Origin of the sequence: Brachybacterium sp. UNK5269 (genome assembly GCF_049266655.1) — a bacterium.
In the GTDB taxonomy this organism is placed as follows: Bacteria; Actinomycetota; Actinomycetes; order Actinomycetales; family Dermabacteraceae; genus Brachybacterium.
The window spans coordinates 70877-85533 of the sequence record NZ_CP184883.1 but is presented as its reverse complement, the minus strand read 5'-3'; the positions used below and the strand labels follow the sequence as shown (position 1 = coordinate 85533).

Below are 14657 nucleotides of genomic sequence, written 5' to 3'. Positions count from 1 at the left end.
TCGGCGCACCCCCGAACCACCGAAGGAGTTCCCCATGGTCTACGAGATCACCCACTGGATCGACGGCGGCGAGGTCGCCGGCAGCGGGTCCACCCAGCCCGTCCTGAACCCCGCCACCAACGAACAGGTCGGCACCCTGCACCTGGCCGACGCCGCGACCGTCGACCGGGCCGTGCAGGTCGCCACCGCCGCCCAGCGCGAATGGGCGCAGGTCTCGCTGTCCCGGCGCACCCAGATCCTCTACCGGATGCGCGAGCTGATGATCGAGCACACCGACGAGATCGCGTCGGTGATCACCCGCGAGCACGGCAAGACCCTCGCCGACGCCCGGGGCGAGATCGCCCGCGGCCTGGAGACCCTCGAGTTCGCCACCTCCATCACCCAGGACCTCAAGGGCGGCTTCTCCGCCAACGTCTCCACCGGCGTCGACGCCCACACCCTGCGCCAGCCCCTCGGCGTGGTCGCCGGCATCACCCCCTTCAACTTCCCCGCCATGGTGCCGTTCTGGATGCACCCCGTCGCGATCGCGACCGGCAACGCCTTCGTCCTCAAGCCCTCCGAGCGGGACCCCTCGGCCTCGAACATCGTCGCCCGCCTCTACCAGCAGGCCGGCCTGCCCGACGGGGTGTTCCAGGTCGTCCACGGCGGCAAGACCGTGGTCGATGCCCTGTGCACCCACGACGGCATCGCCGCGGTCTCCTTCGTCGGCTCCACCCCGATCGCCCAGCACGTCCACGCCACGGCGTCCGGCGCCGGCAAGCGGGTCCAGGCCCTCGGCGGTGCGAACAACCACGCCGTGGTGATGCCGGATGCGAACATCGAGTTCGCCGCCGCGCAGGTCGCCTCCGGCGCCTTCGGCTCCGCCGGGGAGCGCTGCATGGCCGTCCCCGTCGCCGTGACCGTGGGCGATGCCCACCAGCGGTTCCTCACGGCGATCAGGGCCGAGGCCGAGAAGCTCGTGGTCGGTCCCGGCGACGTCGAGGGGACCGACATGCCGCCGGTGATCACCCCCGACGCGCGGGAGCGGGTGATCCGGATGACCGACGAGGCCGAGCAGGCCGGCGCCACGATCCTGGTCGACGGCCGCGGCCTGGTGGTCGAGGGCTTCGAGGAGGGCAACTTCGTGGGCCCGATCGTGATCACGGACCTGGACCGCAGCCACCCCACCTACACCGACGAGGTGTTCGGGCCGGTGCTGGTGGTCATGCACGTGAACAACTTCGACGAGGCGATCGAGCTGGTCAACTCCTCCCCCTTCGGCAACGGCACCGCGATCTTCACCGACTCCGGCCACTACGCGCGCCGCTTCGAGGACGAGGTGCAGGTGGGCATGATCGGCATCAACGTGCCGATCCCCACCCCGGTGGGCTACTACTCCTTCGGCGGCTGGAAGAACTCCCTGTTCGGCGAGCACCACGCCCACGGCCCCGAGGGCGTCAGCTTCTACACCCGCCAGAAGGCCGTCACCACCCGCTGGCCCGCCCAGAACGAGACCGTCGAGAGCTCCATGAGCTTCCCCACCCACGACTGAGCCTCCTGGACCCTCAGCCGACCTCCGAAGGAGCAGTGCCTTGACCGCCACCGATGCCGCGCGCACCGACAGGTCCCGCAACCCCCAGCCCCCGTTCGACAAGCTCACCATCGGCGTGTGCCCCGACCAGTGGGGGGTGTGGTTCCCGCAGGACGAGCAGCAGATCCCCTGGCGCACCGCCCTGGCCGAGATGGCCGAGGCCGGGTTCTCGGTGATGGAGACGGGACCCTGGGGCTACTTCCCGCAGGACGCGAAGGAGCTGCAGTCCGTCATGGACGAGCACGGCTTCCGGGTCGTCGCGGGCACCGGCTGGGGAGTGCTGCACCGGGAGGAGGCCTGGGCGGAGACCGAGCGCACCTTCCGGGCGATCGCCGAGACCCACGCCGCCGTCGGCGCCGAGTACATGGTGCACCTGCCGCCGCTGTACCGCGACGACAAGACCTGGGAGTTCACCGACGACCGCGAGCTCACCGGCGACGCCTGGCGGCTGTACGTCGAGAACGCCAACCGGCTGGGCCGGCTGCTCAAGCAGGACTACGGCCTGACGATGGTGCTCCATCCGCACGGCGACTCCCACATCGAGACCCCGGAGGAGATCGCCCGGGTCTTCGAGGCGACCGATCCCGAGCTGGTCTCGTTCTGCCTGGACACCGGCCACATCGTCTACGGCGGTGGCGATCCGGTGCTGATGATCGAGGAGTACCCCGAGCGGATCGGGTACGTGCACATCAAGGCCTTCGACCCCGAGCTCACCCGGCAGGCGCACGAGCAGGACTGGCCCTTCGGCGAGGCCGTCGCCCGGGGCGCCTCGGTGCGTCCCCCGGCCGGGCTGCCGGACATGAAGGACCTCATCGCGAAGCTCGCCACGCTCGACAAGGAGCTCTACGTGATCTGCGAGCAGGACCTCTACCCCTGCGATCCGGCGCTGCCGCTGCCCAACGCGATCGCCACCCGCGAGTTCCTGGCCGACTGCGGCCTGGGCCAGAAGTAGGGGGCCCACCCGGATGGTCAAGATCCTGCTCGACCCGAGCATGTACCACCCGCAGCTCACGGTCGCCGAGGAGCTGCACAAGGCCGCCGAGCTCGGCTTCGAGTACCTCGAGCTGTCCCCGCGCGCCGACTTCCACGAATGGCACCACTACCCGAAGGTGGACCGTCACCAGATCGCCGAGGTCACCCGGGCCATGAAGGACACCGGGGTGAGGATCTGGAGCCTGAACCCGGTGTTCGACTGGGCCAGCCCCGACGAGCAGGAGCGTCAGGCGCAGGTGCGCAACTGGAAGCGCCTGCTGGAGATCGCCGACGCCCTCGAGGTGCCGCTGATCGCCACCGAGTTCTCCGGGGACCCGAACCGTCCCCGCCAGAGCGAGGGACAGTTCTACCGGTCGATGGAGGAGCTCGTCCCGGTCTTCGAGAAGTACGCCCTGGAGTGCACGATCGAGGCGCACCCCTACGACTTCGTCGAGGAGAACGACCGCGCCGTCCAGATCATCCGCGGTGTGGACCGCGACTGGCTGAACTACGAGTTCTGCTTCCCGCACGCCTACCACCTGGGCCGGGGCGCCCGGGACCCCCGCGCGATGATGGGCTACGCCGGGGAGCGGCTGCAGCACCTGCACATCGCGGACGTCTTCGACCACACCGCGAACGTCGGCAACCGCTACATCATGAACCCGCCGGGGGTGGACGCCCGCATCCACCAGCACAACGAGATCGGCCACGGCGAGATCGACTGGGACGCCGCCTTCGCCTATCTGCGCGAGCGCGAGTACGACGGCCCGGTCTCCGTCTGCGTGTTCGGCTGGGAAGAGAACGCCGACGCGATCAACGTGCGCATGCGCGAGCGGATCCAGCAGGAGCTCGGCGGCGCCTGAGCCGCCCCCCGACGAAGGAGCAGCAGCATGCGTGAGATCGGCGTCGGTGTGGTGGGCCTGGGCTGGATGGGGCGTCTGCACGCCGCGTCCTACCAGCGCCTCCCCTCCCGCTTCCCCGAGCTCGGGATCCGGCCGCGCCTGGTGGTGGCCGCGGACCCGCTCGCGGCCAACCAGCAGGCCGCCGTCGAGCAGTTCGGGTTCGAGAAGGCGGTGGCGAGCATCGCCGAGGTGCTCGCCGATCCCGAGGTCGAGGCGGTCTCGATCTGCTCGCCGAACTTCCTGCACCGGGACTTCGCGCTCGCGGCCGCGCGGGCCGGGACGCCGTTCTGGATCGAGAAGCCGATGGGCGTCTCGGCGGCGCAGTCCCGGGAGATCGCAGCGGGCGCCGACGAGGCCCGGGTCGCGACGGCCGTCGGCTTCAACTACCGCCACGCCCCGGCGGTCGCCCATCTGCGCTCCCTGATCGCCGAGGGACGCCTGGGCCGGATCACGAATGTGCGCTGCTGGCTGAACGCCGACTACGCCTCCTCCCCCGAGGCGCCGCTGACCTGGCGCTACGACCGCGCCCAGGGTGGCAGCGGGGTGGTCGGGGACCTGCTCTCGCACGGGGCGGACCTCGTCCAGCACGTCACCGGCCAGCAGATCACCGAGGTCACCGCCCTCAGCGACGTGTTCATCCCCGAGCGTCCCGTCCCCACCGCGCTCGGGGTCGGGCACGGCGGCTTCGAGGTCGGTGAGGAGCGCGGAGCGGTGGAGAACGAGGACTGGGTGGCGGCGCTCGCGCAGCTGTCCCGCGGCGCCCATGCCACCCTCGAGGCCTCCCGGGTCGCGCGAGGGCACCGCAGCGACTATGCGCTCGAGGTGTTCGGCACCGAGGGCTCGGCCCGCTGGTCCTTCACCCGGATGAACGAGTTCGAGGTGCTGATCGGGGACGGCGGCACCGAACACGGCTACACGACGGTGCTCGCCGGGCCCGGGCACGGCGACTACTCCCGCTTCCAGCCGGGTCCGGGCATCCCGATGAGCTTCGACGATCTCAAGACGATCGAGGCCGCCGCCTTCCTCTCCGATGCGGTCCACGGCAGCCGTCTCGCCCCGAGCGCGGCCGACGGGCTGCGGGCGGCCGAGGTCTGTGAGGCGGTGGTGCGGTCGGCGGCGTCGCGCGCCTGGGAGCGCGTGCCCCAGGACTGACCCCCGGGACCGAGGCTGTGCGCGGGCGGTCCTCGGACGGAACCCAGACGCTCGCGATAGCCTTTCGTCACGTCCAGGACGAGGCGGACGCCCCGCCGGAGGTCGCCCATGCAGCGGCTCCCGGCGCGCAGCGGCCACCTCGTCTCCGCCCCCGACAGGACAGCGGGTACCCGTGAGCGACGGCAACGATCCGTCGGCCCAGCAGCCGACCACCGGCGAGCGCCGGCCCCCTGCTCCCTCCGCGCCCGACGACCAGGACCTCTCCCGGAACGCCCCCGGCGACCAGGACCTGCCCTGGAAGGCCACGGCCGAGCGCCGCGACCTCTGGGGTCCGATCGAGAAGCCGCTCGAGGGGAAGGTCCACCGGCCCGCCTCGACGGAGCTCTCCCGCCCCGGCCACCGCCCCCTCGTCTCCTGGGGGATCCCCCTGCTGCTCGGCGGCCTCGCCGGCGCCGCCACCCTGGTGCTCGGCATCGGCCTCGGCATCGCCGGTCCGCTGCTCGCCCTCGCCGCCGCCGGCGGCATCGGCGTGGTCGCGGCCGGCGGCAGCGGCCTGGCGATCAGCGCCCTCGGCCGCACCCCGTCGGAGCGGCCCGTGCTGGACGCCGCGATCCCGGACAGCACCCGCACCGTCCTGGAGCGGATCCTGCAGGCCACCGCCGAGACCCGGCAGCGCACCGGGCAGCTGCGACCGCAGGCCACCGTGCCCGCGGCCACCGCGGTGCTCGACGACGTGGAGGCGCTGCTGACCCGGATCGACGCCCTGGTCGGCAGCGAGAAGCTGCAGTCGCAGCGACCCTCCGCCGGCGAGGTGACGATGCTGGAGGGCATGGCCACCCGCTACGTGCCGGACCTGGTCGACGCCGCCGCGGACACCCTCGGCTTCCTGCAGACCTTCGTCGGCAGCGCCCGCCAGGAGGCGCTCGAGAACCTCTCCAGCATCGACCGGCAGCTCGGGGTGCTGTCCGAGGGAGTCGAAGCGATCGAGCGCGACGTCGTCGGCGGCGTCTCCCGCTCCCTCGAGGTCCACTCCGAGTTCCTGCGCGCCCGCTTCGCCGACCAGCACCTGGACCCGATCATCGACGTCTGACCGCCTGCCCCGTCCCGACCACCGACCGCATCCGCACACCGCCCCAGGAGGCCCCGATGGACAAGCTCCAGCCCCCCACCCCCGCCGCCGAGATCACCCCGGCCGAGCCCGTCGACGAGATCAGCGAGGACCAGGCCGTCTCGGTGCTGCCCGACCTGCCCGCCGAGCAGGAGCGGGAGCTCGAGCAGCGGGCCGACGCCTGGGTGGAGCAGGTCTCGGCGCTGAACCCGCACTCCCAGGAGTTCACCGCCCAGGTCAACGCGCTGGGCGCGGTGGCGCGGCGGACCTTCGAGCGCACCAGCGCCACCTCCTCCCGCTTCATGCAGCAGTCGCTGCGGGAGTCCAAGCAGAGCGGCAACGCCCAGGAGTCGGTCGCCAAGAGCCTGTCCGAGCTGCGCACCACCATGGAGGACCTGGCGCCGAAGGAGGAGACCTTCGCCGACAAGGCGCTGTCCTTCCTGCCCGGCCGCAACGCCGCCAAGCGCTACTTCCGCAACTTCGAGTCCAACCAGGACCAGCTCGACCAGGTGCTGGGCGCGCTCGGCCGCGGGCAGGAGATGCTGCAGCGGGACAACGCCGAGCTCTCCGTGGAGCGCCGCGCCCTGTGGGAGGACCTCGCCGCCCTCCAGAAGGCGGCCCATCTGCTGCGGCTGCTGGACGACCGGGCGGTGCGGCGCGCCGAGCAGGCCCGCGCCGAGGGGAACGCCGCGGCGGCCGACGCCCTCGAGCGGGACGTGCTGTTCGCGGTGCGCCAGCGCCGCCAGGACATGGCCACCCAGATCGCGGTGACCGTGCAGGCCTACCTGTCGATGGGCCTCATCGAGGACAACAACACCAAGCTCCAGCAGGGCGTGGAGCGGGCCCGCACCACCACCGTCACGGCGCTGCGCACCGCGGTGATCACCGCCCAGGCGCTCGAGAACCAGAAGATCGTGCTGGACCAGATAGACGCCGTCAACGCCACCACCGACAACCTGATCTCCCGCACCTCGCAGATGCTCGCGGACAACTCGGTGAAGATCCAGGAGCAGGCCGCGACCTCGGGCGTCTCCGCCGAGACCCTGCAGAAGGCCTTCGACAACCTGTTCGCCACCATGGACGGCATCGACACCTTCCGCACCCAGGCCAACCAGAACTTCCTGACCACGGTGACCAATCTGGAGCAGCAGGTGCAGCGGGCCCAGCCCTACCTCGAGCGGATGCAGAAGGAGCAGCCCGAGCACGCCGAGATCGAGAGCGCGGCGGACCTGCTGCAGATCGACGACCGCCGCTGAGGCGGCGGCCTCGCCGCGGGCATGGCCCCGCCCGGCGCGGCCCCGCCCGACGCGGCCCCGCCCCGTCGGCAGCTCGACTTTGCGCGCTGAGGACTCATCCCGACGCCCGGATGAGTCCTCAGCACGCAATCTCCCCGGGCCCTACGGGCGGGCGCTCGAGGACCTCAGGGTTGAGGATGTCGCGCGGAGCCTCGCCGCGGATCACCGCGGCCACCGCCTCGGTGACCCGGCGCTTGAGCTCCGAGTAGGACTCCTCGCTGTACCAGGAGGCGTGCGGGGTGAGCACCGCGCTCGGGCAGTCCAGCAGCGGGCTCTCCGGCGGCAGCGGCTCCTGCTCGAACACGTCCAGCCCGGCGCCCTTGAGGTGTCCGGAGCTCAGCGCCCGGGCGACCGCGTCGGTGTCGACCACCGCGCCGCGGCAGGTGTTGATCAGCACCGCGCCGTCCTTCATCCGGGCCAGGGCGGCATCGTCGATCAGGTGGTGCGTCGAGGGCAGCAGCGGCACGTGCAGGCTGATCACGTCGCAGGTCGCGAGGACGGTCTCGAAGTCGACCACCTCGATCCCGTCGGCCGTCCGCGCGCCGACCTCGAGCTGCGGATCGCTGCCGACCACGGTGAACCCCAGCGCCCGCGCCTTGACCGCGGTGGCGGCGCCGATCCGGCCCAGGCCCACCGCGCCGAAGCGCAGGGACGAGACCCGGTGCAGGGGCTTGACGGGCAGCAGGCCGTACTCGCCGGCGCGCACCAGGCGGTCCAGCTGGACGGTGCCGCGCACCACGGACATGGTCAGCGCGATGGCGTGGTCGCTGACGTCCTGCACGCCGTAGTCGGGCACATTGCACACCGCGATCCCGCGCGCGGTGGCGGCCTCGACGTCCACGGTGTCCACGCCGACGCCGTAGCGGCCGATCGCGCGCAGGTTCGGCAGGGCGTCCAGCACGGCGGCGGTGATCGGCGCGTACTGGACGAGGATCCCGTCGGCCTCCTGCGCCGCCTCGATGACCTGCTGCTCGTCGGTGGCCTGGGCGCGCGTGAGCTCGATGCCGAGCTCCGCCGTGACCGCCTCCTCCTCGTGGAAGCTCTCGTTGTCGCTGTCGACGATCGTGATCCTCATCGGTTCCCTCTCGTTCCTCGCGGCTCCGGAGATGGGATCGGGCCGCTGCCTGCCAGCGTAGGGCCCGCCCCGACTCAGTCCGTCGTCCCCCGCAGCACCTCGTACACGATCGAGTCGTCGCGGCGGTCCCAGCCCAGCTCGCTGCCGCGCTGGTAGATCGCCGCGGCCGACGCCGCCAGCGGCACCTCCTGGGCGACCTGCTGGGCGGCCTCGCTGACCAGCCCCATGTCCTTGACGAAGATGCTCAGCGCCGAGCGGACGTCGTCGAAGGCGCCGTCGACCATCCGCTGCCCGCGGTCGGCGAACATGAACGACGCGGCGGCGCCGATGTTCAGCACCTCGTGGACCTGCGCGAGGTCCAGGCCCATGGCATCGGCCAGCGCCAGGGCCTCGCCGGCGGCGGCGATGTGCACCCCGCACAGCAGCTGGTTGACGACCTTGAAGCGCTGGCCGTCGCCGGGGCGGGCGCCGACCACGGGGGCGTTCGAGGCCAGCACGTCCAGCAGCGGGCGGACGGCGGCGACGTCCGCCTCCGCGCCGCCGACCATGATCAGCAGGTCGCCGGTGCCGGCGCGGGCCACGCCTCCGGAGACGGGGGCGTCGACGACGTGCGCGGTGACGCCCTCGAGCGCGGTGAGCGTCTGCTCGATCGCGGCGGGGCCGACGGTGGACATGATCAGCAGCGTCGTCTCGGCGCCGAGCACGGGCGCGATGCCGCCCTCGCCGAAGAGCACGGACTCGAGCTGGGCGGGGGTGGCGACCATGACCACCACGACGTCCGCGCCCGCGGCGGCCTCGACCGCGGTGCCGACGGGGGTGGCGGAGTCCGCGACGGCCTCACGGGCGGCGGGGCTGAGGTCGAAGGCGCGCAGGGTGAGGCCGGCGGCGCCGGCGGTGCGGACCATGGGGGCGCCCATGGCGCCGAGGCCGATCCAGCCGATGGTGAGCGGGGGCGTGGTGGTCATGGGGTTCTCCTCGAGATGGTCGGTGATGGGGTGGCGGGGTCGTGAGGTGGCAGGTTCGTGAGGTGGCAGGGTCAGGGTCCGACCGGTGCGGTCGGGCGGGTCACCGGCGGGGGCGGCGGGCCTGGGTCGGAAAAGTGCCGCTTCCGCGGTACTTCTCCGGACCTGGCGCGCCGGTCGGGCGGGTCACCGGCGGGCCACCGGGTCTGGACCGGAAAGGTGCCACTTCTTCGGTACTTTTCCGGACCCGGCACGTCCGCGAGGTGGTCGGGGCGACGGGGGTGGGCGACGGGAGCGGGGCGACGGGGGCCGGCAGCGGGCGGCCGACGGACGTTAGCGGACCGCAGGGGCGCTCAGCGTCCCGCGACCGCCGCGGTCAGCCGTTCGGTGACGTCGGCCAGCGCCTGCGGTCCGCCGACGTTGCCGGGGAAGACGACGTACGGCATCCCCATCACCTCCGCGGGGGCCTCCTGGGCGGAGAACAGCGAGACCTGGCCCGGCCAGAACTGGCCCTGCACCTCGGCGCGGCGGAGGCCGAGCCCGTTCGCGGCGACCTCGTGGGAGGTGATGCCGCCCTTGGCGACCACCCAGGCGGGACGGGCGGTGCGCACGCGCCGGACGATCTCGACCACGGCGTCGGAGACGCTGCGGGCGATGGCGAGGGACTCGGCGGGGTCATCGGTGCGCACCAGCTCGCGGCTGGTGTAGACCACGCAGTCGGCGCTGCGCAACGACGCGCGGACCTGCGCGGCGACGTCCTCGAGGTGCTGCTCGCGGCGCCCATCGAGCAGGGACGGGACGTCGATCTCGTGCTCGACGAGGGTGCCGCGCTCCTGGACGGCGCGCAGCTGCGTGGTGGTCAGGCCCACGTGGGAGCCGACCACGACCAGTCCGTGGTCCAGACGGCCCTCGGGGATCGTGATGGAGGCGGCGTCGACCACCTCCGCGCCGCGCTGTCCGGCCAGGGGCCGCACGAAGGAGGGGCCGCAGCGGGTGATGAAGGTGCGGCCCTCGGCCTCGAGCTGCCCGACGGCGCGCACCACGACCTCCATGTCGGCGTACTCGGTGGCGTTGACGACCACCCAGCACCGGTTCCGGGCGCCGGCGAGGATCTCCCGAACCCGGTCGACGCCGCCGTCGCGGATGTCGGTCAGGGCGATGCTGAGCACGTCGGCCGCGGCCACCGCTCCCCCGGAGCGCTCCTGCAGGAACTCGCGCAGGTCCGAGTGGGCGTAGCCGAAGGTGGCGTCGCGGGCGAAGTCGGTGTCCTCGACCCGCCGGGCCTCGCCGTCGACGACGGCGTAGTGCACGTCGTCCCGGGTGAAGCGGCCGGCCTCGATCATGGCCGGGGCGAAGAGGATCGCGTCGACCTCGATGCCGTGGGCGGCGAGCTCGTCGGCGATCGCGGCGGGCTCGGCGATGACGTGGCCGCGCAGGGTGGAGTCGGAGCGGGAGACGACGTGCAGGCCCTGCCGGGTGGCCGGGGACGCGAGCACCCCGGCCAGGACGCGGCGGTTCATCGCCACCGCCTCGGCCTCGTCGAGGGCGCGGGTGTTGGTGAGCACGAAGCAGGTCGAGCCGGGCTGGGCGAGCACGCCGACCGGGATCTGCGGGTCCAGGTCGAAGGCGACGTCGACATGGGCGACGCACTGCGAGCCGGTGGGGTCGTCGTCGAGGACCAGCAGACGACGCTCGGGGTTCTCGGGCACGGTGGACCTTCTTCCGCAGCGGGGGTGAGCAGGGCGGATGCTCTGGTAGCCGCTGACTCTACGAGAGGACGCTGGGGACGGCGAGGGCCGATGCGCAGTCGCGCACCGGCCCTCACGGGGTCAGGGACAGGTCATGCAGCGATCACGAACACCACGGTCGACAGCGCGAAGCCGACGAGCGAGATGGTGGTGCCGACGACGGACCACGTCTTGAAGGTGGTCACGGTGTCGAAGCCGCAGAACTTGCCGATCAGCCAGAAGCCGGAGTCGTTCACGTGCGACCAGCCGATGGAGGCGGCGCCGATCGCGATCACCATGGCGGCGACGGCGATGGTGCCGAAGTCTCCGCCCATGACGGCGGGGGCCATGATCGCCGCGCCGGTGGTGGCGGCGACGGTGGCCGAGCCCTGCGCGATGCGCATGGCCATGGTCACGAGGTACGCGGAGACGATGAGCGGCAGGCCCATGGCGTCGAGGCCGTTGGCGATCTCGGTGCCGATGCCGGTCTCGGTGAGGACGCGGCCGAAGGCGCCGCCCGCACCGGTGATCAGGATGATCGAGCAGACGGGCGCCAGGGCGTCGTCCACCAGGTCCTCGAGCAGGCCGCCGACCTTCTCGCCGCGGCGACGCCGCGGGATCACGTACAGCAGCAGCATCGCGGTCAGCGCGGACAGCGCCATGGCGACGGGGGTCGCGCCGATGAGGCGGGAGAACTGGAAGAACACGTTGTCGTCACCGACGGTGCCCTGCGCCTCGAGGGTGGACATGCCGGTGTTGAAGAAGATCAGCACCAGCGGCATCAGCAGCACCACCAGGATGGAGGCGAAGCCGGGACGCTCGTCCTTGGGGACGTCGCGCGGCTCGCCCAGCAGGGCCGGGACGGGGGTGTTCGGGTAGCGCTTGGCGATCGCCCGGGCGACCAGGTAGCCGCCGAAGTACCAGGTGGGCAGGCCGATCAGGAGGCCGACGATGATGACGAGGCCGACGTCGGCGCCCATCACGGTGGCGGCGGCGGTGGGGCCGGGGTGCGGGGGCAGCAGCGCGTGCATCATCATGAACGACGCGATCGAGGGCAGCACGTACATCATGAACGAGCCGCCGAGGCGACGGGCCACCGTGTAGATGACCGGGAGCATGACGATGAAGCCGGCGTCCAGGAAGATCGGGAACGCATAGAACAGCGAGGCGACGGCCAGGGCGAGCGGGGCCCGCTTCTCGCCGAAGGTATCGAGCATCTTGTCGGCGAGCACCTGCGCGCCGCCGGTGATCTCGATGAGTCTGCCCAGCACGGCGCCGAAGCCGACCAGCAGGGCCACTGTGCCGACGGTATTGCTGAACCCGGCGACCACGACGGTGATGACGTCGGCGACGCTGATGCCCGCGGCCAGGCCGGTGGCCACCGCGATGATCAGCAGGGAGAAGAAGGCATGGAGCCTGAGCTTGATGATCAGGAACAGCAGGACGGCGATCGCCACGACGGCGATCGTCAGGAGCAGCCAGACAGGCCGCTCCGCGAGGACGAGTTCTTCCACGAGAGGGTGCTCCAGAGGACGGGCCGGGATGCGTGCCGTCGGCCCCCGATGCGACAGCGCTCGGGGCCCGGGTCGCCGCCCGGGCCCCGAGCGCTGTGCTCAGGTCCCGGGCGGCGATGCCCGGCCGACGGGCAGAGCCCGGCAGGTGAGGGGTGGGTGAGGGATCAGTTCGTGCGGGGCGTGGCCTTGGGGGCCGGGCCCAGCTCCGCGAGCAGCTGCGACATCTTCGCGTACGCCTTGTTGCGGTAGGCGATCAGCTCGGCCGCGGTCTGCTCGTCGTAGTCGCCGAGCAGGCCCTTGCCGTTCTTGACGCCCTTGCGGTCGGCCGCTACGGAGTCCGTGAGGATGGCCGGGGTGGCCAGGCGATCGCCGAAGGCGTCCTCGAAGGTCACGAAGCAGTTCGCGTAGACGTCCAGACCGGCCTGGTCGGCGATCGCGAAGGGGCCGAAGAACCCCAGGCGGAAGCCGAAGGTGGTGCGGACGATGGTGTCGACGTCCTCGGCGGTGGCGACGCCCTCCTCGACCACCGAGGTGGCCTCCTTCAGCAGCGCGTACTGGAGGCGGTTGAGCACCATGCCGGGGGTGTCGGCGACCTGGGCGCCCTGGTTGCCGGACTTCTCCAGCAGCTCCTTGACGGCGGCCACCGTCTCGGGGGTGGTGGTCTCCCCGGCGACCAGCTCGACGCCCGGGATGAAGGGGGCCGGGTTGGAGAAGTGGACGGTGAGGAACCGCTCCGGGTTCTTGACGGCGCTGACCAGCTCCTTGACCGGGATGGTCGAGGTGTTGGTGCCGATGATCGCGTCGGGGCGGGCGTGCTCGGAGATCTTTGCGAGGACATCGCGCTTGACGTCGATGCGCTCGAAGACGGCCTCCTCGATGAAGTCGACGTCGGCGACGGCGTCCTCGATCGTCTTGCCGGCGGTGATGTTCTTCGCGACGCGGTCGGCGCTGCCCGGGGCGTAGAGGCCCTGGTCCTCGAAGTCGCGCGCTTCCTTCTGGAGGCGCTCGAGGGAGGCGTTGGCGTTCTCGATGCTGACGTCGGCGATCGTCACCTGGAAGCCGGCCATGGCGAGGACCTGGGCGATGCCGCCGCCCATGTAGCCCGCGCCGACGATGGTCACAGTGGAGATGGTCATGGGGAACTCCTTCGTTCTAGCTCTGCGCCGGCCCGGAGGAGGGCGCCTGTGCCGCCGCGGGTCGTCGGGAACGTTCCCGGCCCTGACCACGCGGTTCGACGCTCACAATAGCGATCCTATTGGATATTGGCTACGTTTGTGACGTGCCACATAGTACCGCCCCGACGGCCGGAACGGCCATCGGGGCGGTACGGGGCGGTACGGGGCGGTACGGGGCGGGGCGTCGCCGCCGCCGGCAGCGGAGATCCTCGGGAGAGGAGGTAGGACCTCTCGCTCAGCGGCGCTGCACGAACACCTGGCGCTGCTCGCCCAGCCCCTCGATGCCCAGCTCGACGACGTCGCCATCGCCGAGGTAGGGGAAGCGGCCCGAGAGGGCCACGCCCTGCGGGGTGCCGGTGTTGATGAGGTCCCCCGGCGAGAGCACCATGTACTGCGAGAGGTGATGCACGAGCTGCGCGACCGTGAAGACCATGTCGGCGGTGCTCGAGTCCTGCCGGGCCTCGCCGTTCACGCGCGACCACAGGCGCAGCCGCTGCGGGTCGACCTCGGCGGCCGGCACCAGGGCGGGGCCCACCGGGTTGAAGTTCTCGGCGCACTTGCCCTTGGACCACTGGCCGCCGGACTCGGCGATCTGGAAGTCCCGCTCGGAGACGTCATGGCTGGTCACGTAGCCGGCGATGACGTCGAGGGCCTCCTGCTCGTCCTTCAGGTACGAGGCGCGCCGACCGATCACCACGCCCAGCTCGACCTCCCAGTCGACCTTCGTGGCGCGCGGCGGGATGGGCACCTCGTCCTGCGGGCCGACGACGGTGTTGGGATGCTTGAAGAACACGATCGGGGTGGTGGGCGGCTGGTCACCCGACTCCGCGGCGTGGGCGGCGTAGTTCTGGCCGATGCAGATCACGGCCTCGGGGCGGGCGATGGGGGCGCCGATGCGCTCGGTCTCGGCGCCCTCCCACACCGGCAGCTCCCCGGCGGCCAGCCCCGCGGCGGCCTGCTCGATGCCGCCGCCGGCGAGGAAGGCGCCGGTGATGTCGCCGGTCAGGCCGTCGAGGCGATAGGTCACCCCGTCCTGCACGAGGGCGGGCTTCTCCTGGCCGAGGGGGCCGAGTCGTCGCAGTTCCATGGTCTTCTCCTTCGCGTGGGGGCGTTCCGGGGGCGGGATGCCGGCGGTGGTCGGGGCCGGGATGCGCCGTCGAGCACCACTGTGCCAGGCCGCGGTCGCTCCTGGCGGGTCCGCTCGA

At 71.9% G+C, this 14657-nt stretch carries 12 protein-coding genes; 6 read left to right on the top strand and 6 right to left on the bottom strand.

Annotated elements, in window-relative coordinates:
• Positions 1-34 precede the first annotated feature (34 nt).
• From ACOJUI_RS00425 to ACOJUI_RS00400, 6 genes are all read left to right on the top strand, one after another.
• Positions 35-1531: a CoA-acylating methylmalonate-semialdehyde dehydrogenase gene (locus tag ACOJUI_RS00425; RefSeq protein ID WP_422116145.1), complete on the top strand. Its 1497-nt coding sequence runs from the start codon at positions 35-37 to the stop codon at positions 1529-1531.
• 40 nt (positions 1532-1571) lie between these two features.
• Positions 1572-2522 (top strand): TIM barrel protein, encoded by a 951-nt coding sequence (locus ACOJUI_RS00420; protein WP_422116144.1) that lies wholly within the window; start codon positions 1572-1574, stop codon positions 2520-2522.
• Between the two features lie 13 nt (positions 2523-2535).
• On the top strand, positions 2536-3405 hold the full coding sequence (locus ACOJUI_RS00415; protein WP_422116143.1) for a sugar phosphate isomerase/epimerase family protein: 870 nt from the start codon (positions 2536-2538) through the stop codon (positions 3403-3405).
• A gap of 27 nt (positions 3406-3432) precedes the next feature.
• Positions 3433-4596 carry a Gfo/Idh/MocA family protein gene (locus tag ACOJUI_RS00410; RefSeq protein WP_422116142.1) on the top strand — a complete coding sequence of 388 codons (1164 nt, stop codon included), beginning with the start codon at positions 3433-3435 and terminating at the stop codon, positions 4594-4596.
• Positions 4597-4768: 172 nt separating this feature from the next.
• Positions 4769-5686, top strand: coding sequence for a hypothetical protein (locus ACOJUI_RS00405; protein WP_422116141.1), 918 nt, complete (start codon positions 4769-4771; stop codon positions 5684-5686).
• A 56-nt stretch (positions 5687-5742) separates the two neighbouring features.
• Positions 5743-6960 carry a toxic anion resistance protein gene (locus ACOJUI_RS00400; RefSeq protein ID WP_422116140.1) on the top strand — a complete coding sequence of 406 codons (1218 nt, stop codon included), beginning with the start codon at positions 5743-5745 and terminating at the stop codon, positions 6958-6960.
• 118 nt (positions 6961-7078) lie between these two features.
• Here the strand turns inward: ACOJUI_RS00400 and ACOJUI_RS00395 are convergent, their stop codons facing one another.
• The 6 genes from ACOJUI_RS00395 to ACOJUI_RS00370 form a co-directional block, all read right to left on the bottom strand.
• Positions 7079-8074 carry a C-terminal binding protein gene (locus tag ACOJUI_RS00395; RefSeq protein WP_422116139.1) on the bottom strand — a complete coding sequence of 332 codons (996 nt, stop codon included), beginning with the start codon at positions 8072-8074 and terminating at the stop codon, positions 7079-7081.
• Positions 8075-8148: 74 nt separating this feature from the next.
• A complete protein-coding gene (locus tag ACOJUI_RS00390) occupies positions 8149-9039 on the bottom strand; it encodes an NAD(P)-dependent oxidoreductase (RefSeq protein WP_422116138.1) in 891 nt (296 codons plus the stop codon).
• 350 nt (positions 9040-9389) lie between these two features.
• Entirely contained in the window at positions 9390-10745 is a 1356-nt protein-coding gene (locus ACOJUI_RS00385) for a four-carbon acid sugar kinase family protein (RefSeq protein ID WP_422116137.1), read from the bottom strand.
• 131 nt (positions 10746-10876) lie between these two features.
• The gene (locus tag ACOJUI_RS00380) at positions 10877-12277 is read right to left on the bottom strand and encodes a GntP family permease (protein ID WP_422116136.1); all 1401 of its coding nucleotides are present in this window, start codon (positions 12275-12277) and stop codon (positions 10877-10879) included.
• 164 nt (positions 12278-12441) lie between these two features.
• Positions 12442-13413 (bottom strand): 3-hydroxyacyl-CoA dehydrogenase family protein, encoded by a 972-nt coding sequence (locus tag ACOJUI_RS00375; RefSeq protein ID WP_422116135.1) that lies wholly within the window; start codon positions 13411-13413, stop codon positions 12442-12444.
• Between the two features lie 274 nt (positions 13414-13687).
• A complete protein-coding gene (locus tag ACOJUI_RS00370; RefSeq protein WP_422116134.1) occupies positions 13688-14539 on the bottom strand; it encodes a fumarylacetoacetate hydrolase family protein in 852 nt (283 codons plus the stop codon).
• Positions 14540-14657: the final 118 nt, after the last annotated feature.

Excerpts from the sequence above, each read along its gene's own strand:
- ACOJUI_RS00425 (WP_422116145.1), top strand. The coding sequence starts at position 35 with ATGGTCTACGAGATCACCCACTGGATCGACGGCGGCGAGGTCGCCGGC.
- ACOJUI_RS00415 (WP_422116143.1), top strand. The coding sequence starts at position 2,536 with ATGGTCAAGATCCTGCTCGACCCGAGCATGTACCACCCGCAGCTCACG.
- ACOJUI_RS00410 (WP_422116142.1), top strand. The coding sequence starts at position 3,433 with ATGCGTGAGATCGGCGTCGGTGTGGTGGGCCTGGGCTGGATGGGGCGT.
- ACOJUI_RS00400 (WP_422116140.1), top strand. The coding sequence starts at position 5,743 with ATGGACAAGCTCCAGCCCCCCACCCCCGCCGCCGAGATCACCCCGGCC.
- ACOJUI_RS00395 (WP_422116139.1), bottom strand. The coding sequence starts at position 8,074 with ATGAGGATCACGATCGTCGACAGCGACAACGAGAGCTTCCACGAGGAG.
- ACOJUI_RS00390 (WP_422116138.1), bottom strand. The coding sequence starts at position 9,039 with ATGACCACCACGCCCCCGCTCACCATCGGCTGGATCGGCCTCGGCGCC.
- ACOJUI_RS00375 (WP_422116135.1), bottom strand. The coding sequence starts at position 13,413 with ATGACCATCTCCACTGTGACCATCGTCGGCGCGGGCTACATGGGCGGC.
- ACOJUI_RS00370 (WP_422116134.1), bottom strand. The coding sequence starts at position 14,539 with ATGGAACTGCGACGACTCGGCCCCCTCGGCCAGGAGAAGCCCGCCCTC.